14 protein-coding genes are annotated in these 14,741 nt (G+C 73.6%); 10 read left to right on the forward strand and 4 right to left on the reverse strand.

From position 1 onward, the window contains the following. Positions 1 to 90 precede the first annotated feature (90 nt). From ACE1OA_RS11320 to ACE1OA_RS11330, 3 genes are all read right to left on the reverse strand, one after another. Positions 91 to 861 (reverse strand): SDR family NAD(P)-dependent oxidoreductase, encoded by a 771-nt coding sequence (locus tag ACE1OA_RS11320; protein ID WP_432752726.1) that lies wholly within the window; start codon positions 859 to 861, stop codon positions 91 to 93. Further along, entirely contained in the window at positions 858 to 1,898 is a 1,041-nt protein-coding gene (locus ACE1OA_RS11325; RefSeq protein WP_432752727.1) for a sulfotransferase, read from the reverse strand. The genes ACE1OA_RS11320 and ACE1OA_RS11325 overlap by 4 nt, the downstream gene beginning before the upstream one ends. Positions 1,899 to 1,961: 63 nt before the next feature. After that, positions 1,962 to 2,855, reverse strand: a complete 894-nt coding sequence (locus tag ACE1OA_RS11330) for a family 3 encapsulin nanocompartment shell protein (protein WP_356608682.1) — start codon at positions 2,853 to 2,855, stop codon at positions 1,962 to 1,964. A 259-nt stretch (positions 2,856 to 3,114) separates the two neighbouring features. Here ACE1OA_RS11330 and ACE1OA_RS11335 point away from each other — a divergent pair, with 259 nt between their 5' ends. The 8 genes from ACE1OA_RS11335 to ACE1OA_RS11370 all read left to right on the forward strand — a co-directional run bounded on the left by ACE1OA_RS11335 (position 3,115) and on the right by ACE1OA_RS11370 (position 11,200). Continuing rightward, positions 3,115 to 4,095 (forward strand): LysR substrate-binding domain-containing protein, encoded by a 981-nt coding sequence (locus tag ACE1OA_RS11335; RefSeq protein WP_356608684.1) that lies wholly within the window; start codon positions 3,115 to 3,117, stop codon positions 4,093 to 4,095. A 169-nt stretch (positions 4,096 to 4,264) separates the two neighbouring features. Then, complete coding sequence (gene lysW / locus ACE1OA_RS11340) at positions 4,265 to 4,447, forward strand: lysine biosynthesis protein LysW (protein WP_147981582.1); 183 nt, start codon at positions 4,265 to 4,267, stop codon at positions 4,445 to 4,447. 43 nt (positions 4,448 to 4,490) lie between these two features. Then, entirely contained in the window at positions 4,491 to 5,360 is an 870-nt protein-coding gene (locus ACE1OA_RS11345) for a RimK family alpha-L-glutamate ligase (protein ID WP_356608686.1), read from the forward strand. After that, on the forward strand, positions 5,357 to 6,382 hold the full coding sequence (gene argC / locus ACE1OA_RS11350) for an N-acetyl-gamma-glutamyl-phosphate reductase (RefSeq protein ID WP_356608688.1): 1,026 nt from the start codon (positions 5,357 to 5,359) through the stop codon (positions 6,380 to 6,382). Before ACE1OA_RS11345 ends, argC begins: the two co-directional genes overlap by 4 nt. A gap of 303 nt (positions 6,383 to 6,685) precedes the next feature. After that, positions 6,686 to 7,456 (forward strand): transketolase, encoded by a 771-nt coding sequence (locus ACE1OA_RS11355; protein WP_384869530.1) that lies wholly within the window; start codon positions 6,686 to 6,688, stop codon positions 7,454 to 7,456. Next, the gene (locus ACE1OA_RS11360; RefSeq protein WP_356608692.1) at positions 7,453 to 8,421 is read left to right on the forward strand and encodes a transketolase family protein; all 969 of its coding nucleotides are present in this window, start codon (positions 7,453 to 7,455) and stop codon (positions 8,419 to 8,421) included. The genes ACE1OA_RS11355 and ACE1OA_RS11360 overlap by 4 nt, the downstream gene beginning before the upstream one ends. Further along, entirely contained in the window at positions 8,418 to 10,058 is a 1,641-nt protein-coding gene (locus tag ACE1OA_RS11365; RefSeq protein ID WP_384869515.1) for an AMP-binding protein, read from the forward strand. Before ACE1OA_RS11360 ends, ACE1OA_RS11365 begins: the two co-directional genes overlap by 4 nt. Next, on the forward strand, positions 10,055 to 11,200 hold the full coding sequence (locus tag ACE1OA_RS11370; protein WP_356608696.1) for an acyl-CoA dehydrogenase family protein: 1,146 nt from the start codon (positions 10,055 to 10,057) through the stop codon (positions 11,198 to 11,200). The genes ACE1OA_RS11365 and ACE1OA_RS11370 overlap by 4 nt, the downstream gene beginning before the upstream one ends. Before the next feature lie 74 nt (positions 11,201 to 11,274). On the opposite strand, the gene ACE1OA_RS11375 is transcribed toward ACE1OA_RS11370, so the two are convergent. Further along, entirely contained in the window at positions 11,275 to 11,865 is a 591-nt protein-coding gene (locus ACE1OA_RS11375) for a CGNR zinc finger domain-containing protein (protein WP_386542288.1), read from the reverse strand. Positions 11,866 to 11,939: 74 nt separating this feature from the next. Here ACE1OA_RS11375 and ACE1OA_RS11380 point away from each other — a divergent pair, with 74 nt between their 5' ends. Further along, positions 11,940 to 13,409: an MFS transporter gene (locus tag ACE1OA_RS11380; protein WP_356608700.1), complete on the forward strand. Its 1,470-nt coding sequence runs from the start codon at positions 11,940 to 11,942 to the stop codon at positions 13,407 to 13,409. A gap of 113 nt (positions 13,410 to 13,522) precedes the next feature. Then, entirely contained in the window at positions 13,523 to 14,734 is a 1,212-nt protein-coding gene (locus ACE1OA_RS11385) for an FAD-dependent monooxygenase (RefSeq protein WP_432752728.1), read from the forward strand. Positions 14,735 to 14,741 lie beyond the last annotated feature (7 nt).

The raw sequence follows: 14,741 nt of genomic DNA on the forward strand, positions 1-14,741 counted from the left end.
AGGCGTACGGGCGGAGGCGGGTGGTGTCCGGCCGGTGGCCGGCCGGCCCCGCGGGTCACCGGGGCGGCTCCCGGTGCCCGCGGACGGGGTTCAGCCGATGCCGCGGGTGTTGCCGCCGTCCGCGACCAGCACGCCGCCGGTGACGAAGGCGGCCTGCTCGCTGGCGAGGAACGCCACCAGGGCGCCCAGGTCCTCGGCCCGGCCGATCCGGCCCAGCGGGATCCCGGCGGCGACCTCCGCGAGGCGCTCCTCGACCTTGTCGCCGTACTGCACGTCGAGGATCGGGGTGCGGTGGAAGCCGGGCGCCAGGACGTTCACGGTGACGCCGGCCGGCCCGAAGGCGTTCACGAGGCCCTTGGCGAAGCCGAGGACCCCCAGCCGGGCCACCGAGGACAGTCCGCTGCCCGGATGGGGCTGCCGCACGGACTCGGAGGTGATCATGACGATCCGGCCCCAGCCCGCCGCCCGCAGGTACGGCGCGGCGGCCAGCGAGAGCGACACGTGCGGCAGCAGGTTGCCGTTCACCGCCTGGCGGTACTCGGCGACCTCGAAGCTCTCCACGGGGCCGAAGGGCACCCCGCCGGAGTTGGTGACCACCACGTGCAGGGCGCCGAACTCCTCGGCGGTGCGCCGTACCCAGCCGGCCGCCGCGTCCTCGTCGCACAGGTCGACGACGGTGCTCAGCACCCGGCCGGGCCCGCAGGCGTCGACCTCCTCGTGGGCGCGGGCGAGCCGCTCGGGGTCGCGGCCGCAGAGGGACACGTCGGCGCCCTCCGCGGCCAGCACCCGGGCCACCGCGAGGCCGATGCCGCTGCTGGAGGCGGCGACCAGCGCCGCCCGGCCCGCCAGGCCCAGGTTCACGCGGCCTCACCCCGCGAGGGCGATCCGGTGCCGTGCGCGGCCGGCCGGGCGGCCGGTCCGGCGTCCCGGGCGGACCCCGCCGTCCGGTCGGTCCGGGCGGACCGGAGCGGGCGGACCGGGGTGAGCGGGTAGCCGTAGCGGCTCAGCAGGGGCGCCGCCGCGGCCGTGGCCGCCGCGATGTCCGTGCCGGGCAGTGCGGTGCGCCAGCGCTCGTCGGGCCGGATCTGGGTGACACCGCGGCGCAGCCGGTCCGGGTTGCCCGTGACGGTGTGGTTGGCACCGAGCGGGATCCGGCCGGCGGCGTCCACCGGGGACTCGTCGTCCAGGCCCGCGAAGCGCAGGACGCGGGTCGTCACCCCCCGCGGGTCGCGGGCCAGGTCCTCGTGACGGACCCTCAGGTAGCGTCCGCCGGCCGTGCGGCCGACCAGCTCCGAGGCGAGGTTGAAGGCGGTCCAGTACCCGCTGCTCCGCGCGGGGGACATCGGGTCGATGTAGTCCTTGGCACTGCGGTAGGACAGGGCGGTGGCCCGCGGGTCCCGCACGATGTGCAGCACCCGGACGTCCAGGTCCCTGCGGCCGAGGAGGGCGGCGGCCTCCGCGGGGTACTTGGAGCCGTCCACGATCAGCCGGTCGCCGCCGAGCGCGGCCACCTGCCGGTAGACGGACGCCGAGTGGCCGAGGAGTTCGGTCACACCGGGGGCGGTGGGCCTTTCACCACGGGCCTCGGCCAGCCGCGCCGGGGTGTGCCGGGTGCGGAGCAGTGCCTGCTGCAGGGTGGCCATCCGGTGCGCGAGGGCCTCCTCCGACCCCTCCGGGAGTTCCGCGAGGACCCCGGACCAGAGCGGGCACTCGCGGACCGGCAGGCCGCACCCGCAGCTGGAGTTGGTGCCGGCGCCGAGGACGCCGTTGCGCCAGAGGTAGTACAGCTCGCCGACGTGCCGGACGCCGGGAAGCTCGTTGAGGACGTTGCCGAGCAGGGTGCTGCCGCTGCGCATCCATCCGGTGATGTAGAGGACGCGCGGGGAGGGGCCTGTCATGGTGGTGGGGGTCCCTTCTGGGTGCGGCCGTCGCGGTCGCCCGCGAGGGCGCGTCAGGCGCGGTCAGTCGCGGGTCAGCAGCAGGAAGTGCTGCGGCAGGTGGACGGCGAGGCCGATGCGGCTGCTCGCCTCGATGACGTCGGTGCCGTCCGGGCCGGCGCCGCGGAGCAGCGACAGCGAGGCGACGCCCGGGACGAGGAGGGTGACGGCGGCCCGGAAGTCGCCGAGCAGGATCTGGCCGCGCGGGATCATGCGGGTGCGCGAGACGGTGATGCCCGCCGCGCCCAGCTGCCCGAGCACGCCGGTCCGGACGAGCTCCCAGTAGGTGAAGGGGTGGACGACGATCCCGTCGCACGAGCCGCCGGTCTCCTCGACCTCGGCCGCGGCCTCGGTGATGGCGGCGTACACGTCGTCGCCGAGGGTGCCCCGGCGGATCTCCGGGAGGTTCAGCAGGCCGCCGATCGTCTTGTCGGCGCTCCCGTGCAGCAGCGTCTCGTTCTCGACGACGGAGAGCCGGACGAGCACCCGGTAGTCGACGAAGGAGGCCAGCAGGGCCGGCTCGTCGAGGAGTCCGGCGGGCAGCGGCACGCGCACCTTCAGGTCGGTGAGCTCGGCCTGCTCCAGCCGGGGCGCGAACGCGCCCTCGGGGGTGGACTGGTACGAGGTGCCGGCGGCGGCCAGGCGGGCGGCCGGCGGCTCGTGCACGAAGGTCACCGGCGCGTCGGCGACGGAGGCGGTCTTCAGCAGGTGGCGGACGGCGTAGCGCGGCCGGGTCGCGAACAGCGGGAAGACGGCCGGGAGATGGGCGCGGAAGGGGACCGTGTGGTCCTGCTGCGCGCCGGCGGTGCGGACCGACCAGGCGAACTCCTCGCCCGGGCTGCGGGTGGCCAGGGCCGGGTCGGCGAGCTGTATCTGGACTCCCTGCTGCACTGCGGAATCGGCGGTGGCTGCCAGCATGATGTCTCCCCAGGATTTCGGTGAAATGTTCGGTGGCCATTCACATTAGGCAGCCGCGGCAAATCGGGGGGAGTAAACCGATGGCGGGTGTTTATGGCTCGAATAAGATGGGGTGATTCCCCCTTCTTGAGCGCCGCACACCAGCGGCATGACGATGTCACATCGGGTCCGTGACCACATCCATGGCGCGGCTGAAAGCCGCGGTCCTAGGCTGAGCCGCAGACTTCACGGAACGTCCTTCGACGATGTGGGTGGGAGAATGCATCACGACTTGCAGATAAACAGACTGAGGACTCTGGTGGCCGTCGTCGAGCTCGGCGGCTTCCGGAGGGCGGCGGAGTCACTGCACATCACCCAGCCCGCCGTCAGCCAGCAGATACGACAGCTGAGCGGCCTCATACGGAGCCCGGTGTTCGCCTCGACCGGGCGCAACCTGCGGCTCAGCCCGCGTGGCGAGGAACTCCTGCGCTACGCCCGCCGCATGGTGGCGCTCAACGACGAGGCGGTCGACCGGTTCATCCCGCAGTCCGGCCAGATCATGCTGTCGATCGGCGTGACGAGCCAGCTCGGCGAGGTGCTGCCGGAGTTCCTCCGACTGCTGAACCGGGGCATGCCGCACGCCCAGCTGAGCGTACGGACCGGGTCGAGCGAGGAGCTCGCGGTCCAGCTGACCAGTGGCCAGCTGGACGCGGCGCTGCTGCTCCAGGCCGATCCGCCGACGGCCGGCACCGACAACCGGGAGCTGGGCCGGATGCGGATGGCCTGGTTCGGCCGGCCGGCCCACGGCGAACGCGACGCCCTGCCGCTGGCGCTCTTCCCCGAGCCCTGCACCCTGCGCGGCCGGGTCCGCGAGGCGCTCGACGCCTCGGACGTCGAGTGGCGGGTCGCGTACGAGAGCAGTGAGCTGATCGGACTGCGCTCGGCCGCCAAGGCGGGTCTCGGCATGACCTGCCTGATCGCGAACGGGGACGAGCTGTGGGGGCTGACCCCGACGGTGCGTCCCGGGCTGCCGGCGCCGCCGGAGCCGCTGCCGGTGACGATGGCGCTGGCGTCCGGCGCCGTGCCGGACGAGTTCACCGGGATCGCCGAGAAGGCGTTCCGGCAGGCCCTGCGGGGCTACCCCCTGGTCTCGGCGGACGCCGGGGCCGAGCACGGCACCGAGGCCGGGTCCCGTACCCCGCCGCGGGCCGACGGTCCGGCCGACGACCACTCCCCCGCCCTGGCGACGGCCGCCGCCTGACGGCCCACTCCCGTCCTTCCCCGCTTCCACCCCCTGGCCGCTTCCGTCCCATAAGCATCGGCCTCGGTTCCGATCCAGATCCTTCATTGGAGCCCGCCGAAACACCGGAATTGCGCGACTACAGTAATTCCCGATTCACCAACCCGCCGGAAGAATTGAGGAAATCGCCATGCAGGAAACTCTTGTCGCTCCCGAGTGCCCCGAGTGCGACGCCGAGGTGTCGCTGGGTGCGGATGCCCGTGTCAGCGAAATCGTCGAGTGCCCGGAATGCCGGCTGGAACTCGAAATCGAGTCCGTCGAGCCGCCGCGGCTGACCCTGGCCCCCGAGGTCGAGGAGGACTGGGGCGAGTAAGGGCCGGCCGTCCCGACCAGTAGACGACAAGGAGATGTCCCTGATGAGCTCTGCGGCAGCGCGCTTCGGTGTCCTCGCCTCCCGGGTGCGGTTCGAGGAGAAGAACATCCTGACCGCGCTGGAGAGGCGCGGCGTCGCATGTGAACAGATCGACCCCCGCACTCTGTCGGTCCGGGCCGGAACGCCCTGGGACGGCCCGCAGATCGTGCTCAACCGCGAGGTGGGCCACTACCGGGCCCTGTACGCGGCGTCCGCGCTGGAGTCGGCGGGCGTGACCGTGCTCAACTCCGCGGCGGCCACGGCCGTCTGCGGGGACAAGTGGCAGACCTCGGCGGCCCTGGTCGCCGGGGGCCTGCCGACCCCGGACACCACGCTCGCCCTGACTCCGGACGCGGCGCTCAAGGCGCTCGAGGAACTGGGCTACCCCGCGGTGATCAAGCCCCTGGTGGGTTCGTGGGGGCGGCTGGTGACCCGGGTCACCGACCGCGCGATGGCCGAGGCCGTCCTGGAACACCTCGCCGCCCTGCCCTCCCCGCAGTCGCACATCGTCTACGTCCAGCGCGAGATCGCCAAGGCGGACCGGGACATCCGGGTCCTCGTCGTGGGCGACCGGGCGGTCGGGGCGACGTACCGCAGGAGCGAGGACTGGCGGACCAACGTGGCCCGCGGCGCGGTCAGCGAACGCTGCCCGCTGGAGCCCGACCTCAGCGCCCTCGCGGTGGCCGCGGCACGCACCGTCGGCGCCTCCATCGCCGGGGTGGACCTCCTGGAGGAGCCGGGCGGCCGGCTCACCGTCCTGGAGGTCAACGACCGGGTCGAGTTCAAGGGCCTGCAGTCGACGTACGGAACGGACCTCGATGTGGCGGAGACCGTCGCCGCCCTCCTGACAGCGAAGGCAGAGGCAGAGTCATGATCCGCGCAGCAGTGCTGGGAGCGGCCGGCTACATCGGCGGGGAGCTGCTCCGGCTGCTCGTCAACCACCCGCAGGTCGACCTGGTCGCCGCCACCTCCCGCACTCTCCAGGGACGCCAGATCGACGGCGTCCACCCCAATCTGCGTCACCGCACCAAGCTGACATTCTCCTCGGAGGAGCAACTCCCGCGCTGCGACGTGCTGTTCCTGGCGACCCCGCACCGCGAGACGATGCGCCGGATGCCGGAGTTCCTGGAGAAGGCCGGGGTCGTCATCGACCTGTCGGGCGACTTCCGGCTGCGGGACACCGACGCCTACGAGGACTACTACGGCACCCCGCACGAGGCACCGGGACTCATCCCCTCCTTCGTTCAGGGGCTGCCGGAGCACCACCGCGCGGCGCTGCGCACCGCGGACCGGATATCCGTACCCGGCTGCATGGCCGCCGCCGGCATCCTCTCGCTGGTCCCGCTGGCCGAGGCCGGGCTCATCACGGGTGACATCACGGTGGACGCCCGTACCGGCTCCAGCGGCTCGGGGGCGAAGGCGGGCGCGGAGAACCTGCACGCCGAACGCAGCGGTGCCCTGCGGGTGTTCGCCCCCACCCGGCACCGGCACGAGGCGGAGATCGCCCAGGCCACCGGGCACACGGTGCGGATGTCCGCGACCGGTGTGGAGGCCGTCCGCGGCGTCCAGCTGCTCAGCCGGGCGACCCTCGCCGACGGGGTCGACGAGCGGGCCATCCGCTCCGCCTACCGGTCGCGCTACGCCGACGAGCCGTTCATGCGGATCGTCGCCGCCCGCCGCGGTCTCCACCGCTTCCCGGACGCCAAGATCCTCTCCGGCTCCAACTTCTGCGACATCGGCTTCGCCCTGGACCGCGGCGCCTCCACGGTCACGGTGATCGCGGCGCTGGACAACCTCGTCAAGGGCGGCGCGGGCAACGCGGTGCAGTGCATGAACGTGCGCTTCGGGGAGCCCGAGGAGCGCGGTCTCGAGTTCACCGGCCTGCACCCCAACTGACCCTCCTGGACAACCGAGACGGCCGCCTCCCGACGAGGCCGCCCCGCACCACCGGCCGCCTCCGTGGCGCCCGCACCACCGGCCGCCTCCCGACGAGGCCGCCCGCACGTCCCACGGCCCCGCACCTGCAGCCGCCCACGTACCAGCCGAAAGGACCCAGCCATGAGCAGCCCGCCTCTGCTGCGGGGCGCACCCGCCCGCACCGACATCACCGGCTCCGACGTCACCGGCCTCGACGCGCACGGCCCCGACGCGGCGGAGCTGGCCGGGATCACCGGCCGGATCAGGGAGCACATCGTCGCCATGTGCGCCGGCCCCGAGGGCGGCCACCTGGGCGGATCGATGTCGCTCGTCGAGATCCTCTCCGTCCTCTACTTCCGGGTGATGCGGCACGACCCGCAGTTCCCCGGCCTGCCCGAGCGCGACGTCCTGCTGCTCAGCAAGGGCCACGGCGGCATCGCCCTGTTCGCCACGCTGTGCGAGGCCGGCTACTTCCCGGCCGAGGCCCTCGACGAGTACGCCCGGCCCGGCAGCCACCTCATGGCCCACCCGCACCCCGAGATCCCCGGGGTCGAGATCGCCTCCGGCTCGCTCGGCCACGGCCTCGCCCTCGGCGTCGGCTACGCGCTGGCCAACCGGCTCGACGGCTCCGACCGGCGCGGCTTCGTGGTGATGGGCGACGGCGAGCTCCAGGAGGGCTCCGTCTGGGAGGCCGCCTCGGTCGCCTCCGCGCACCGGCTGAACAGCCTCACCGCGATCATCGACCGCAACGGGCTCCAGATCACCGGCGGCACCGAGACCGTCAACTCGCTGGAGCCGCTGGCCGACCGCTGGAAGGCCTTCGGCTGGCGGGTCCTGGAGGTCGACGGCCACGACGCCGAGGCCCTCACCCAGGCACTGACCCTGCCGGCCGACCCGCAGTCCCCCACCGTGATCATCGCCCACACCGTCAAGGGCAAGGGTGTCCCCTTCGTGGAGGGCCAGGCGCGCAGCCACTACGCGCGGCTCAGCGGCCGCCAGCACCTGCGGGCGCTCAACGCGGTCCGCGCCTCGACGGGCGGTGACCACCGATGAGCACGGCACTCGCCCCCGCGCCGGCCCGCGCCGCCCGCGAGGTCTACCGCGACACCGTGGCCGAACTGCTCCCCGGCGAGCCGCGGCTGGTCGTCCTGGACAGCGACACCGGACTGTTCGGCGGGGTGGACTTCGGCACCGCCGCCGACCGCTACCTCAACCTCGGCATCGCCGAGCACACCCTGATGGGCACGGCCGCCGGCCTCGCCCGGGAAGGACGCATCCCGCTGGTCAACACCATGGCCGCGTTCGCCTCCTCCCGCGCGATCGAGGCCGTGAAGATCGACATCGCGATGGGCAACCTGCCCGTGCTGATCGCCGCCACCCACTCCGGGGTGTCGGCCGGCCACCTCGGCCCGACCCACCACGCCCTGGAGGACCTCGCGGTGATGCGGGCGCTGCCCCACATGACCGTGGTGGTCCCGGGCGACGCCGCCTCCACCGAGGAGCTGCTGCGCCAGGCGCTCACCCTGGGCGGCCCCGTCTACTTCCGGCTCGGCCGGGGCGCCACCCCCGACCTGCCCGCCGGCCCGTCGCCGCGGATCGGCAAGGCCCAGCAGCTGCGGCACGGCACCGACGTCACCCTGGCCGCGTGTGGGCCCTACCCGACGCTCGCCGCCCTGGAGGCCGCCGACCTGCTGGAGTGCGAGGGCATCACGGCGAACGTGCTGCAGCTGCACACCGTCAAGCCGCTGGACACCCCGGCCCTGCTCAGCTCGCTCGGGGTGCGCGACACGGTGATCACCGTGGAGGAGCACTGGAGCTCCGGCGGGTTCGGTTCGGCGGTCGCCGAGGCGCTCAGCGCCGTGCGTCCGGTGCGGGTGCACCGGATGGCGCTGCCGGACGAGTTCGTCCCCGTCGCCGGAAGCCAGCGCTACCTGCTCGAACGCGGCGGGGTGAGCGCGCGGGCGATCGCCGACCGCGCCCGCGCCTCGCTCGAATCCCGCTCGGGAGGGACCCGTTGACCGCCGCCGACACCTACCGCGCCGAAGGCTGGTGGCGGGACGAGACGGTGCTGCACGACCTGCGCCGCTGGGCCCGTGAACGGCCGGACCGTACCGCCCTGGTCTGCTACCAGGGGGCCGCGTACTCGACCGTCGGCTACGCCGAACTGGCCCGCCGCGTCGACCGTCTCGCGGTCGGCCTGCTGCGCCTGGGAGTGCGCCGCGGCGACGTGGTGACCCTGCAGCTGCCCAACTCCTGGGAGCTGGTGGCGCTCTGTCTGGCCGCCGCACGGGTCGGCGCGACCGCCGGCCCCGTGGTCCCGGTCATGCGTCGCCGCGAGGTGGAGTTCATGACCCGGCTCACCGAGAGCCCCGTCTACATCGGCGCCTCCGAGGTGCGCGGCTTCTCCTACGGGGAGATGAGCGCGGAGGTCGCCGGCGCCGTTCCGACCCTGCGCCACCGGGTGCTGCTCGGCGCGAGCGCCGACGACCTGGCGGCCGGCGCACTGGACTTCGCGACCGACCTGTACGGGCCGGAGCCGGAGCCGGAGCTGCTCGCCTCGCTGGACGCGATCGAGGCCGGTCCCGACGACCCCGCCCAGATCATGTTCACCTCCGGCACCACCGGCGAGCCGAAGGGGGTCGTGCACAGCCACAACACCCTGTACTCGATGAACCGCGCGCAGGCCGACGTGCTCGGGCTGACCTCGGACGAGGTCACCGCGATGGGCTCGCCCACCACCCACCAGGCCGGCTTCACCTGGAACTTCGTGATGCCGCTGCTGCTCGGCGCGACCGCCGTGCAGGTGGACCGGTGGGACCCGCGCCAGATGCTGCGCGTCCTGCAGCAGCAGCGGGTCAGCTTCTTCATGGGCGCCCCGACGTTCCTCTCCGACCTGATCGACGCCCAGCGCGAGGACCCGCACGACCTGTCGGCCCTGCACAGCTTCGCCACCGGCAGCGCGCCGATAGCGCCGCTGCTCGTGGAGGACGCGCGCGAGGTGCTCGGCTGCCGGGTGTACGCGCTGTGGGGCATGACGGAGAACGGCTGCGTCACCGTCACCCGGCCCGAGCAGCCGGCGCTGCGCGCCGCCGAGAGCGACGGCACCACCGTGCCCGGCATGGAGGTGCGGGTCGCCGGCAGGAACGGCGAGCCGGTGGAGCCGGGCACGGCCGGGCTCCTCCAGGTGCGCGGCTCCGCCCAGTGCCTGGGCTACTTCCGGCGCCAGGAGGTCTACGACGCCTGTGTGACCGCCGACGGCTGGTTCGACACGGGCGACCTGGCCCGGGACGACGGCCACGGCGGGATACGGATCACGGGCCGGGTCAAGGACGTGATCATGCGGGGCGCCGAGAACATCCCCGTGGTGGAGGTCGAGGGCGCCCTGCTGCGCCACCGCTCGGTCAAGGACGTCGCGGTGGTCGGCTACCCGGACGCCCGGCTCGGCGAGCGTGCCTGCGCCTTCCTGGTCACCCAGGGCGCCGCCCCCGACCTGGAGGACGTCCGCACCCACCTGGCCGGCCTCGGCATGGCCCGTACGTACTGGCCCGAGCGGCTGGAACTGGTGCCGGCGCTGCCGCGCACCCCCTCCGGAAAGATCCAGAAATTCGCGCTGCGGGACCGGCTTCGGGCCCAGGAAGGACGCACGGCCTCATGAACCACGCCTTCACCGCCCAGCAGGAGGAACTGGCCAAGCGGACCGAGGAGTTCGCCGCCGAGAGGATCGCTCCGTACCGTCAGGAGAACGACCGGCGCGGAGAGTACCGCCCGGGTCTGATCGAGGACATGGCGGCGGCCGGCCTCTTCGCGCTGCGGGTGCCGCGGGAGTACGGCGGGCTCGGTCTGGACGCCGTCAGCGCCGGCATCGCCCTGGAGAAGCTCGCGGCGGCCGATCTGTCGGTCTGCTTCCCGGTGCTCAACGCCGCGCTGATCGGCGGGGTGCTGGCCTCGAACGGGGACGCGGAGCAGCTGGAGCGCTGGCTGCCGCCGATCGCCCGCGGCGAGGCGGTGGTGGCGCTCGCGCTGACCGAGGCCGGCCACGGCACGGACGCGGCGGGCATCGAGATGCGTGCCGAGCCCGACGGCGACGGATGGGTGCTCACCGGCGAGAAGACCTCGATCATGGTCACCGCCTACGCGACGCACGCGCTGGTCTTCGCCCGCACCGGCGGCGAGGGCGCGCACGGCATCAGCGCCTTCTACACGCGGCTGGACGGCGACCGGGTGCGCAAGGAGCGGCTGTCCGACCTCGGCTGCCGCTCCGGCGGACGCGGCCGGCTGGTCTTCGACGGCCTGCGGGTCGGGCCGGAGGACCTGGTCGGGGAGCCCGGCGGCGGCTTCACCGCCGTGATGCGCGGCTTCGCGGTCTCCCGCGCGTACATCGCGCTGATGGCGATCGCGGTCGGCGACGCGGCCCTGGCCGAGGCGTACGCCCACGCGTCGGGGCGCACCGCGTTCGGTCAGCCCATCAGCCGTTTCCAGTCGGTGGTGTTCCCGCTGGTCGAGCACACGACGCTGCTGCACGCCGCCCGGCTCGTCTCCTTCGAGGCGCTGGGCAACGCGGACCGCGGCGAGGATCCCCGGATCCCGTCGAACATGGCCAAGTGGTGGGCGCCGAAGGCGGCCGTGGAGGCCGTGCACCAGGCGCTGCTGACCATGGGCCACCTCGGGTGGAGCGAGGACGGCCCGGTCGCCCAGCGGCTGCGGGACGTCATCGGCCTCCAGCTCGCGGACGGCACCGCGGCGGCCACCAAGCTGACCGTGGCGCGGCTGCTGCTCGGCAAGGAGTACGCGCCGTGACGGCCCCGGTCGCCGAGAGTCCGGCGGGCGCCTTACGGTCGGCGGACGCCGTGCGGTCCGTGGCGGCGCTGCTGTCAGCGGGCAGCGGCCGGCGTGCGGAGCCCCTGGCGGTAGGTCTGCATCTTGGAACGGGTGCCGCAGACGGCCATGGAGCACCAGCGGCCGCTGCGGTTGCGGGCCCGGTCGTAGAAGGCCCACTCGCACCGGTGCTCGTGACAGGCCTTCAGCCGTTGCCAGGAACCGTCGCCGCCCGCCTCCACGACGACGGCGAGGACGCCGCCGATCATGCCCCGCGTGCCGGTGCCGGCCGGACGCAGTCCGGGGGTTCCGGTCTCGTCGAAGGCCAGGACCAACGGGCAGTCGGCGGCGAGCCGTTCGACGGCGGCCCGCGCCGCGGGGTCGGGCTCCGCGCCGTTGTTCTCCCGCATGAGGGCGCGCAGCGCCTCCCGTACCTCGACCGTCTCCCGGCGGTCGGACTCGGTGACGGCGCGGGCGCCCGTGGGGAATCCGTGCCGCTCCATCCACCCCGTCAGCCCCTCGACGGAGGCGAACTCGTCCGGTCCGAACTCGACGTTGACGCTGTTGACGAAGGACTGCACCAGGGCGAGCCGGCCGGGGGCCACCTCACGGTCGCCGGGCTGTCGCACGCGCTTGGGTTCCGTCATCCCGCAGACCCTACCGGCCAACCACTTTCGCCGGTATCCCCCGCTCATGTTTCTCTCCCCGTGAAAGGAAACTCATGACCAGCACCAACGGCACGGCCGCCGCACGGCCGCCGCTCCTCCTGCTGTGCTCCGCACAGTTCATGCTCGTCCTCGACTTCGCCATCGTGAACGTGGCGCTGGGCGCCATGCAGCGCGACCTCGGCTTCACGGCCAGCGGTCTGCAGTGGGTCGTCGGCGCCTACGCGCTCTTCTACGGCGGCTTCCTGCTCCTGGGCGGCCGCGCCGGTGACGTCTTCGGCCGCAAGCGGATGTTCGTCGCGGGGCTCGGCATCTTCACCCTCGCGTCCCTGGTCGGCGGTATCGCCACCGAGCCGTGGCTGCTCGTCCTGGCGCGCGCGGTGCAGGGCCTGTCGGCCGCGGCCGTCTCCCCCGCCGTCCTCGCGATGATCGCCGGCGGCTTCCCCGAGGGCCCCGAGCGCGTGAAGGCGATGGGCATCTTCGGCGCGGTCTCCTCGGCCGGCTTCACCGGCGGTGTCGTGGCCGGCGGTCTGCTCACCGAGTACCTGACCTGGCGCGCGGTCATGCTGGTCAACGTCCCCGTCGGCATCGTGCTCGTCGCCCTGGCCGCCCGCCGGCTCACCGCCGACCACCGCGCCACCCGCTCCTCGAAGCTCGACCTGCCCGGCGCGATCCTGGTCACCTCGGCGATGTGCGCCCTCACCTACGGCCTGACGATGGCCTCCGACCGCGGCTGGGGCTCCACGACGGTGCTCTCCTCGCTGATCGGCGGCGCGGTCCTGCTGCTCGCCTTCCTGGTCGTCCAGACCAAGGTCTCCGAGCCGCTCGTGCCGCTGTCGATCTTCCGTAACCGCGCGCTGTCCTCGGGCAACGGGATCGCCTTCCTGTCCGGTGGCGTGATGTCGGTGTCCACCTTCTTCATCACCATGTACATGCAGCAGGTGCTGGGCTACTCCGCGCTCAAGGCGAGCATGGGCTTCTTCCCGCAGGCGTTCGTGGTCTTCCTGGCGAGCCTCCCGGTCGTCAAGCTCACCCACAAGCTCGGCGCCCGCACCGTGCTGATCATCGGCGGTGTGCTGCTGGCCCTGGGCTCGGGCCTCCTCGCCCAGGTCACGGCGGACAGCTCCTACGCGCTCGGCGTGCTGCCCGGCGGTGTCCTGATCGGTCTCGGCGTCACGGTCATGATGATCTCCACGGCCATCGCCGGCACCAGCGGTGTCAGCGGCCCGCAGATGGGTCTGGCCTCCGGCCTCTTCAACTCCAGCCGCCAGCTGGGCGTCGGCCTCTGCCTCGCCCTCGGCGTGGCCGTCGCGGGTGTCGTCCACGGCACCGTCGCCAAGATCCCGGTGAGCGGGTTCCAGAACGCCTTCTGGTTCACCACCGCCATCTCCGCGGCCATCGTCGTGGTCTCGGTCCTCGGCCTGCGGCGCACGGCCGTCGCGTCGGCCGCGCACGCCGCTCCCGCCGCCGGCGGGGAGAAGAAGGCCCCGGTCGCCGCGACCGGCGCCACGGCCGCGGCCAAGTAGGTCCCCGCTGCCGATGCCGGCGGCCGGCCCCGGACGACGGGGCCGGCCGCCGCATCGCGATCGGGGCGTCCTGAGCGTTCACGAGCATGCGAGCATCACGAGAGGAGCAGGCGATGACACACGTACTCGTCGCGGGCGGGGGCATCGGCGGGCTCGCCGCCGCTCTCGCGCAGGCCCGGGCCGGCCACCGGGTGACGGTCCTGGAGGGCCGGCCGGAGTTCTCCGAGATCGGCGCGGGCATCCAGCTGGCGCCCAACGCCTTCCACGCCCTCGGCGCGCTGGGTGTGCGGGACCGGGTGGCCGAGCGGGCCGACTTCATCGACGAACTGCGGTTCCTGGACGGCACGTCGGGGGAGAACGTCGCCGCCATGGAGCTGACCGGGTCCTACCAGGCCCGGTTCGGCGGCCCGTACGCCGTGGTCCACCGCGGCGATCTGCACCGGGCCCTGCTCGACGGCTGCCGCGAGGCCGGTGTGCGGCTGCTGAGCGGCCACCGGGTGGCCGGCTACCGCCAGGCACGCGACCGGGTGACGGCGCTGACCGCCGGCGGACGCCGCTTCGCCGCGGACGTGCTGCTCGGCGCCGACGGACTGCGGTCGGCGGTACGGGCGCAGCTGGTCGGCGACGGCGGGCCGCGCATCTCGGGCCACACCATCTACCGGTCCGTGATCCCGATGGCCGAGGTCCCCGAGGAGCTGCGGTCGAAGTCCGTGACGCTCTGGGCCGGGCCCGGCTGGCACTTCGTGCACTACCCGATCGGCGGCGGCGCGTTCCTCAACCTGGCCGCCACCCGCGACGACGGGGCCGCCGAGGAGATCACCGGCGCCCCGGCCGAACGCGCCCGGGTCCTGGACGAGTTCCCCGGACTCTGCGGGGAGGCCCGCCGGCTGCTGGAGCTGGGCCGGGACTGGCGGATCTGGGTCCTCTGCGACCGCGACCCGGTGGACGGCTGGACCGACGGCCGGGTGGCCCTGCTCGGCGACGCCGCGCACCCGATGCTCCAGTACGCGGCCCAGGGCGCCTGCATGGCCCTGGAGGACGCGGTGGTACTGGGCGGGCTGCTGCGCTGCGAGCCGTGGGAGCTGCCGGCGCGGCTGACCGAGTACAACGTCCTGCGGCGCGGCCGGACCTCCCGGACGACCCTGACCGCGCGCCTGATGGGCGAGCGGCTCTACCACGCCGCGGGCGCCGGACGGGAGGCGCGCAACGCCCTGCTCGCCGGCCTCACCCCCGACGGGCTGCGCGACGCCGTGGACTGGCTGCACGGCTCGACCTCGTTCACCGACGCCCCGCAGGCGGCGCTCGCGGTGGCCGAGGGGGTATGACCGTCGA

This window comes from Streptomyces sp. JL2001 (assembly GCF_050917515.1).
Taxonomy (GTDB): Bacteria; Actinomycetota; Actinomycetes; order Streptomycetales; family Streptomycetaceae; genus Streptomyces.

What these genes read in the sequence shown, in the direction of transcription:
- ACE1OA_RS11325 (WP_432752727.1), bottom strand. Translation starts at nt 1,898, where the DNA reads ATGACAGGCCCCTCCCCGCGCGTCCTCTACATCACCGGATGGATGCGC.
- ACE1OA_RS11330 (WP_356608682.1), bottom strand. Translation starts at nt 2,855, where the DNA reads ATGCTGGCAGCCACCGCCGATTCCGCAGTGCAGCAGGGAGTCCAGATA.
- ACE1OA_RS11335 (WP_356608684.1), top strand. Translation starts at nt 3,115, where the DNA reads ATGCATCACGACTTGCAGATAAACAGACTGAGGACTCTGGTGGCCGTC.
- lysW (WP_147981582.1), top strand. Translation starts at nt 4,265, where the DNA reads ATGCAGGAAACTCTTGTCGCTCCCGAGTGCCCCGAGTGCGACGCCGAG.
- ACE1OA_RS11345 (WP_356608686.1), top strand. Translation starts at nt 4,491, where the DNA reads ATGAGCTCTGCGGCAGCGCGCTTCGGTGTCCTCGCCTCCCGGGTGCGG.
- argC (WP_356608688.1), top strand. Translation starts at nt 5,357, where the DNA reads ATGATCCGCGCAGCAGTGCTGGGAGCGGCCGGCTACATCGGCGGGGAG.
- ACE1OA_RS11355 (WP_384869530.1), top strand. Translation starts at nt 6,686, where the DNA reads ATGTGCGCCGGCCCCGAGGGCGGCCACCTGGGCGGATCGATGTCGCTC.
- ACE1OA_RS11360 (WP_356608692.1), top strand. Translation starts at nt 7,453, where the DNA reads ATGAGCACGGCACTCGCCCCCGCGCCGGCCCGCGCCGCCCGCGAGGTC.
- ACE1OA_RS11370 (WP_356608696.1), top strand. Translation starts at nt 10,055, where the DNA reads ATGAACCACGCCTTCACCGCCCAGCAGGAGGAACTGGCCAAGCGGACC.
- ACE1OA_RS11375 (WP_386542288.1), bottom strand. Translation starts at nt 11,865, where the DNA reads ATGACGGAACCCAAGCGCGTGCGACAGCCCGGCGACCGTGAGGTGGCC.
- ACE1OA_RS11380 (WP_356608700.1), top strand. Translation starts at nt 11,940, where the DNA reads ATGACCAGCACCAACGGCACGGCCGCCGCACGGCCGCCGCTCCTCCTG.
- ACE1OA_RS11385 (WP_432752728.1), top strand. Translation starts at nt 13,523, where the DNA reads ATGACACACGTACTCGTCGCGGGCGGGGGCATCGGCGGGCTCGCCGCC.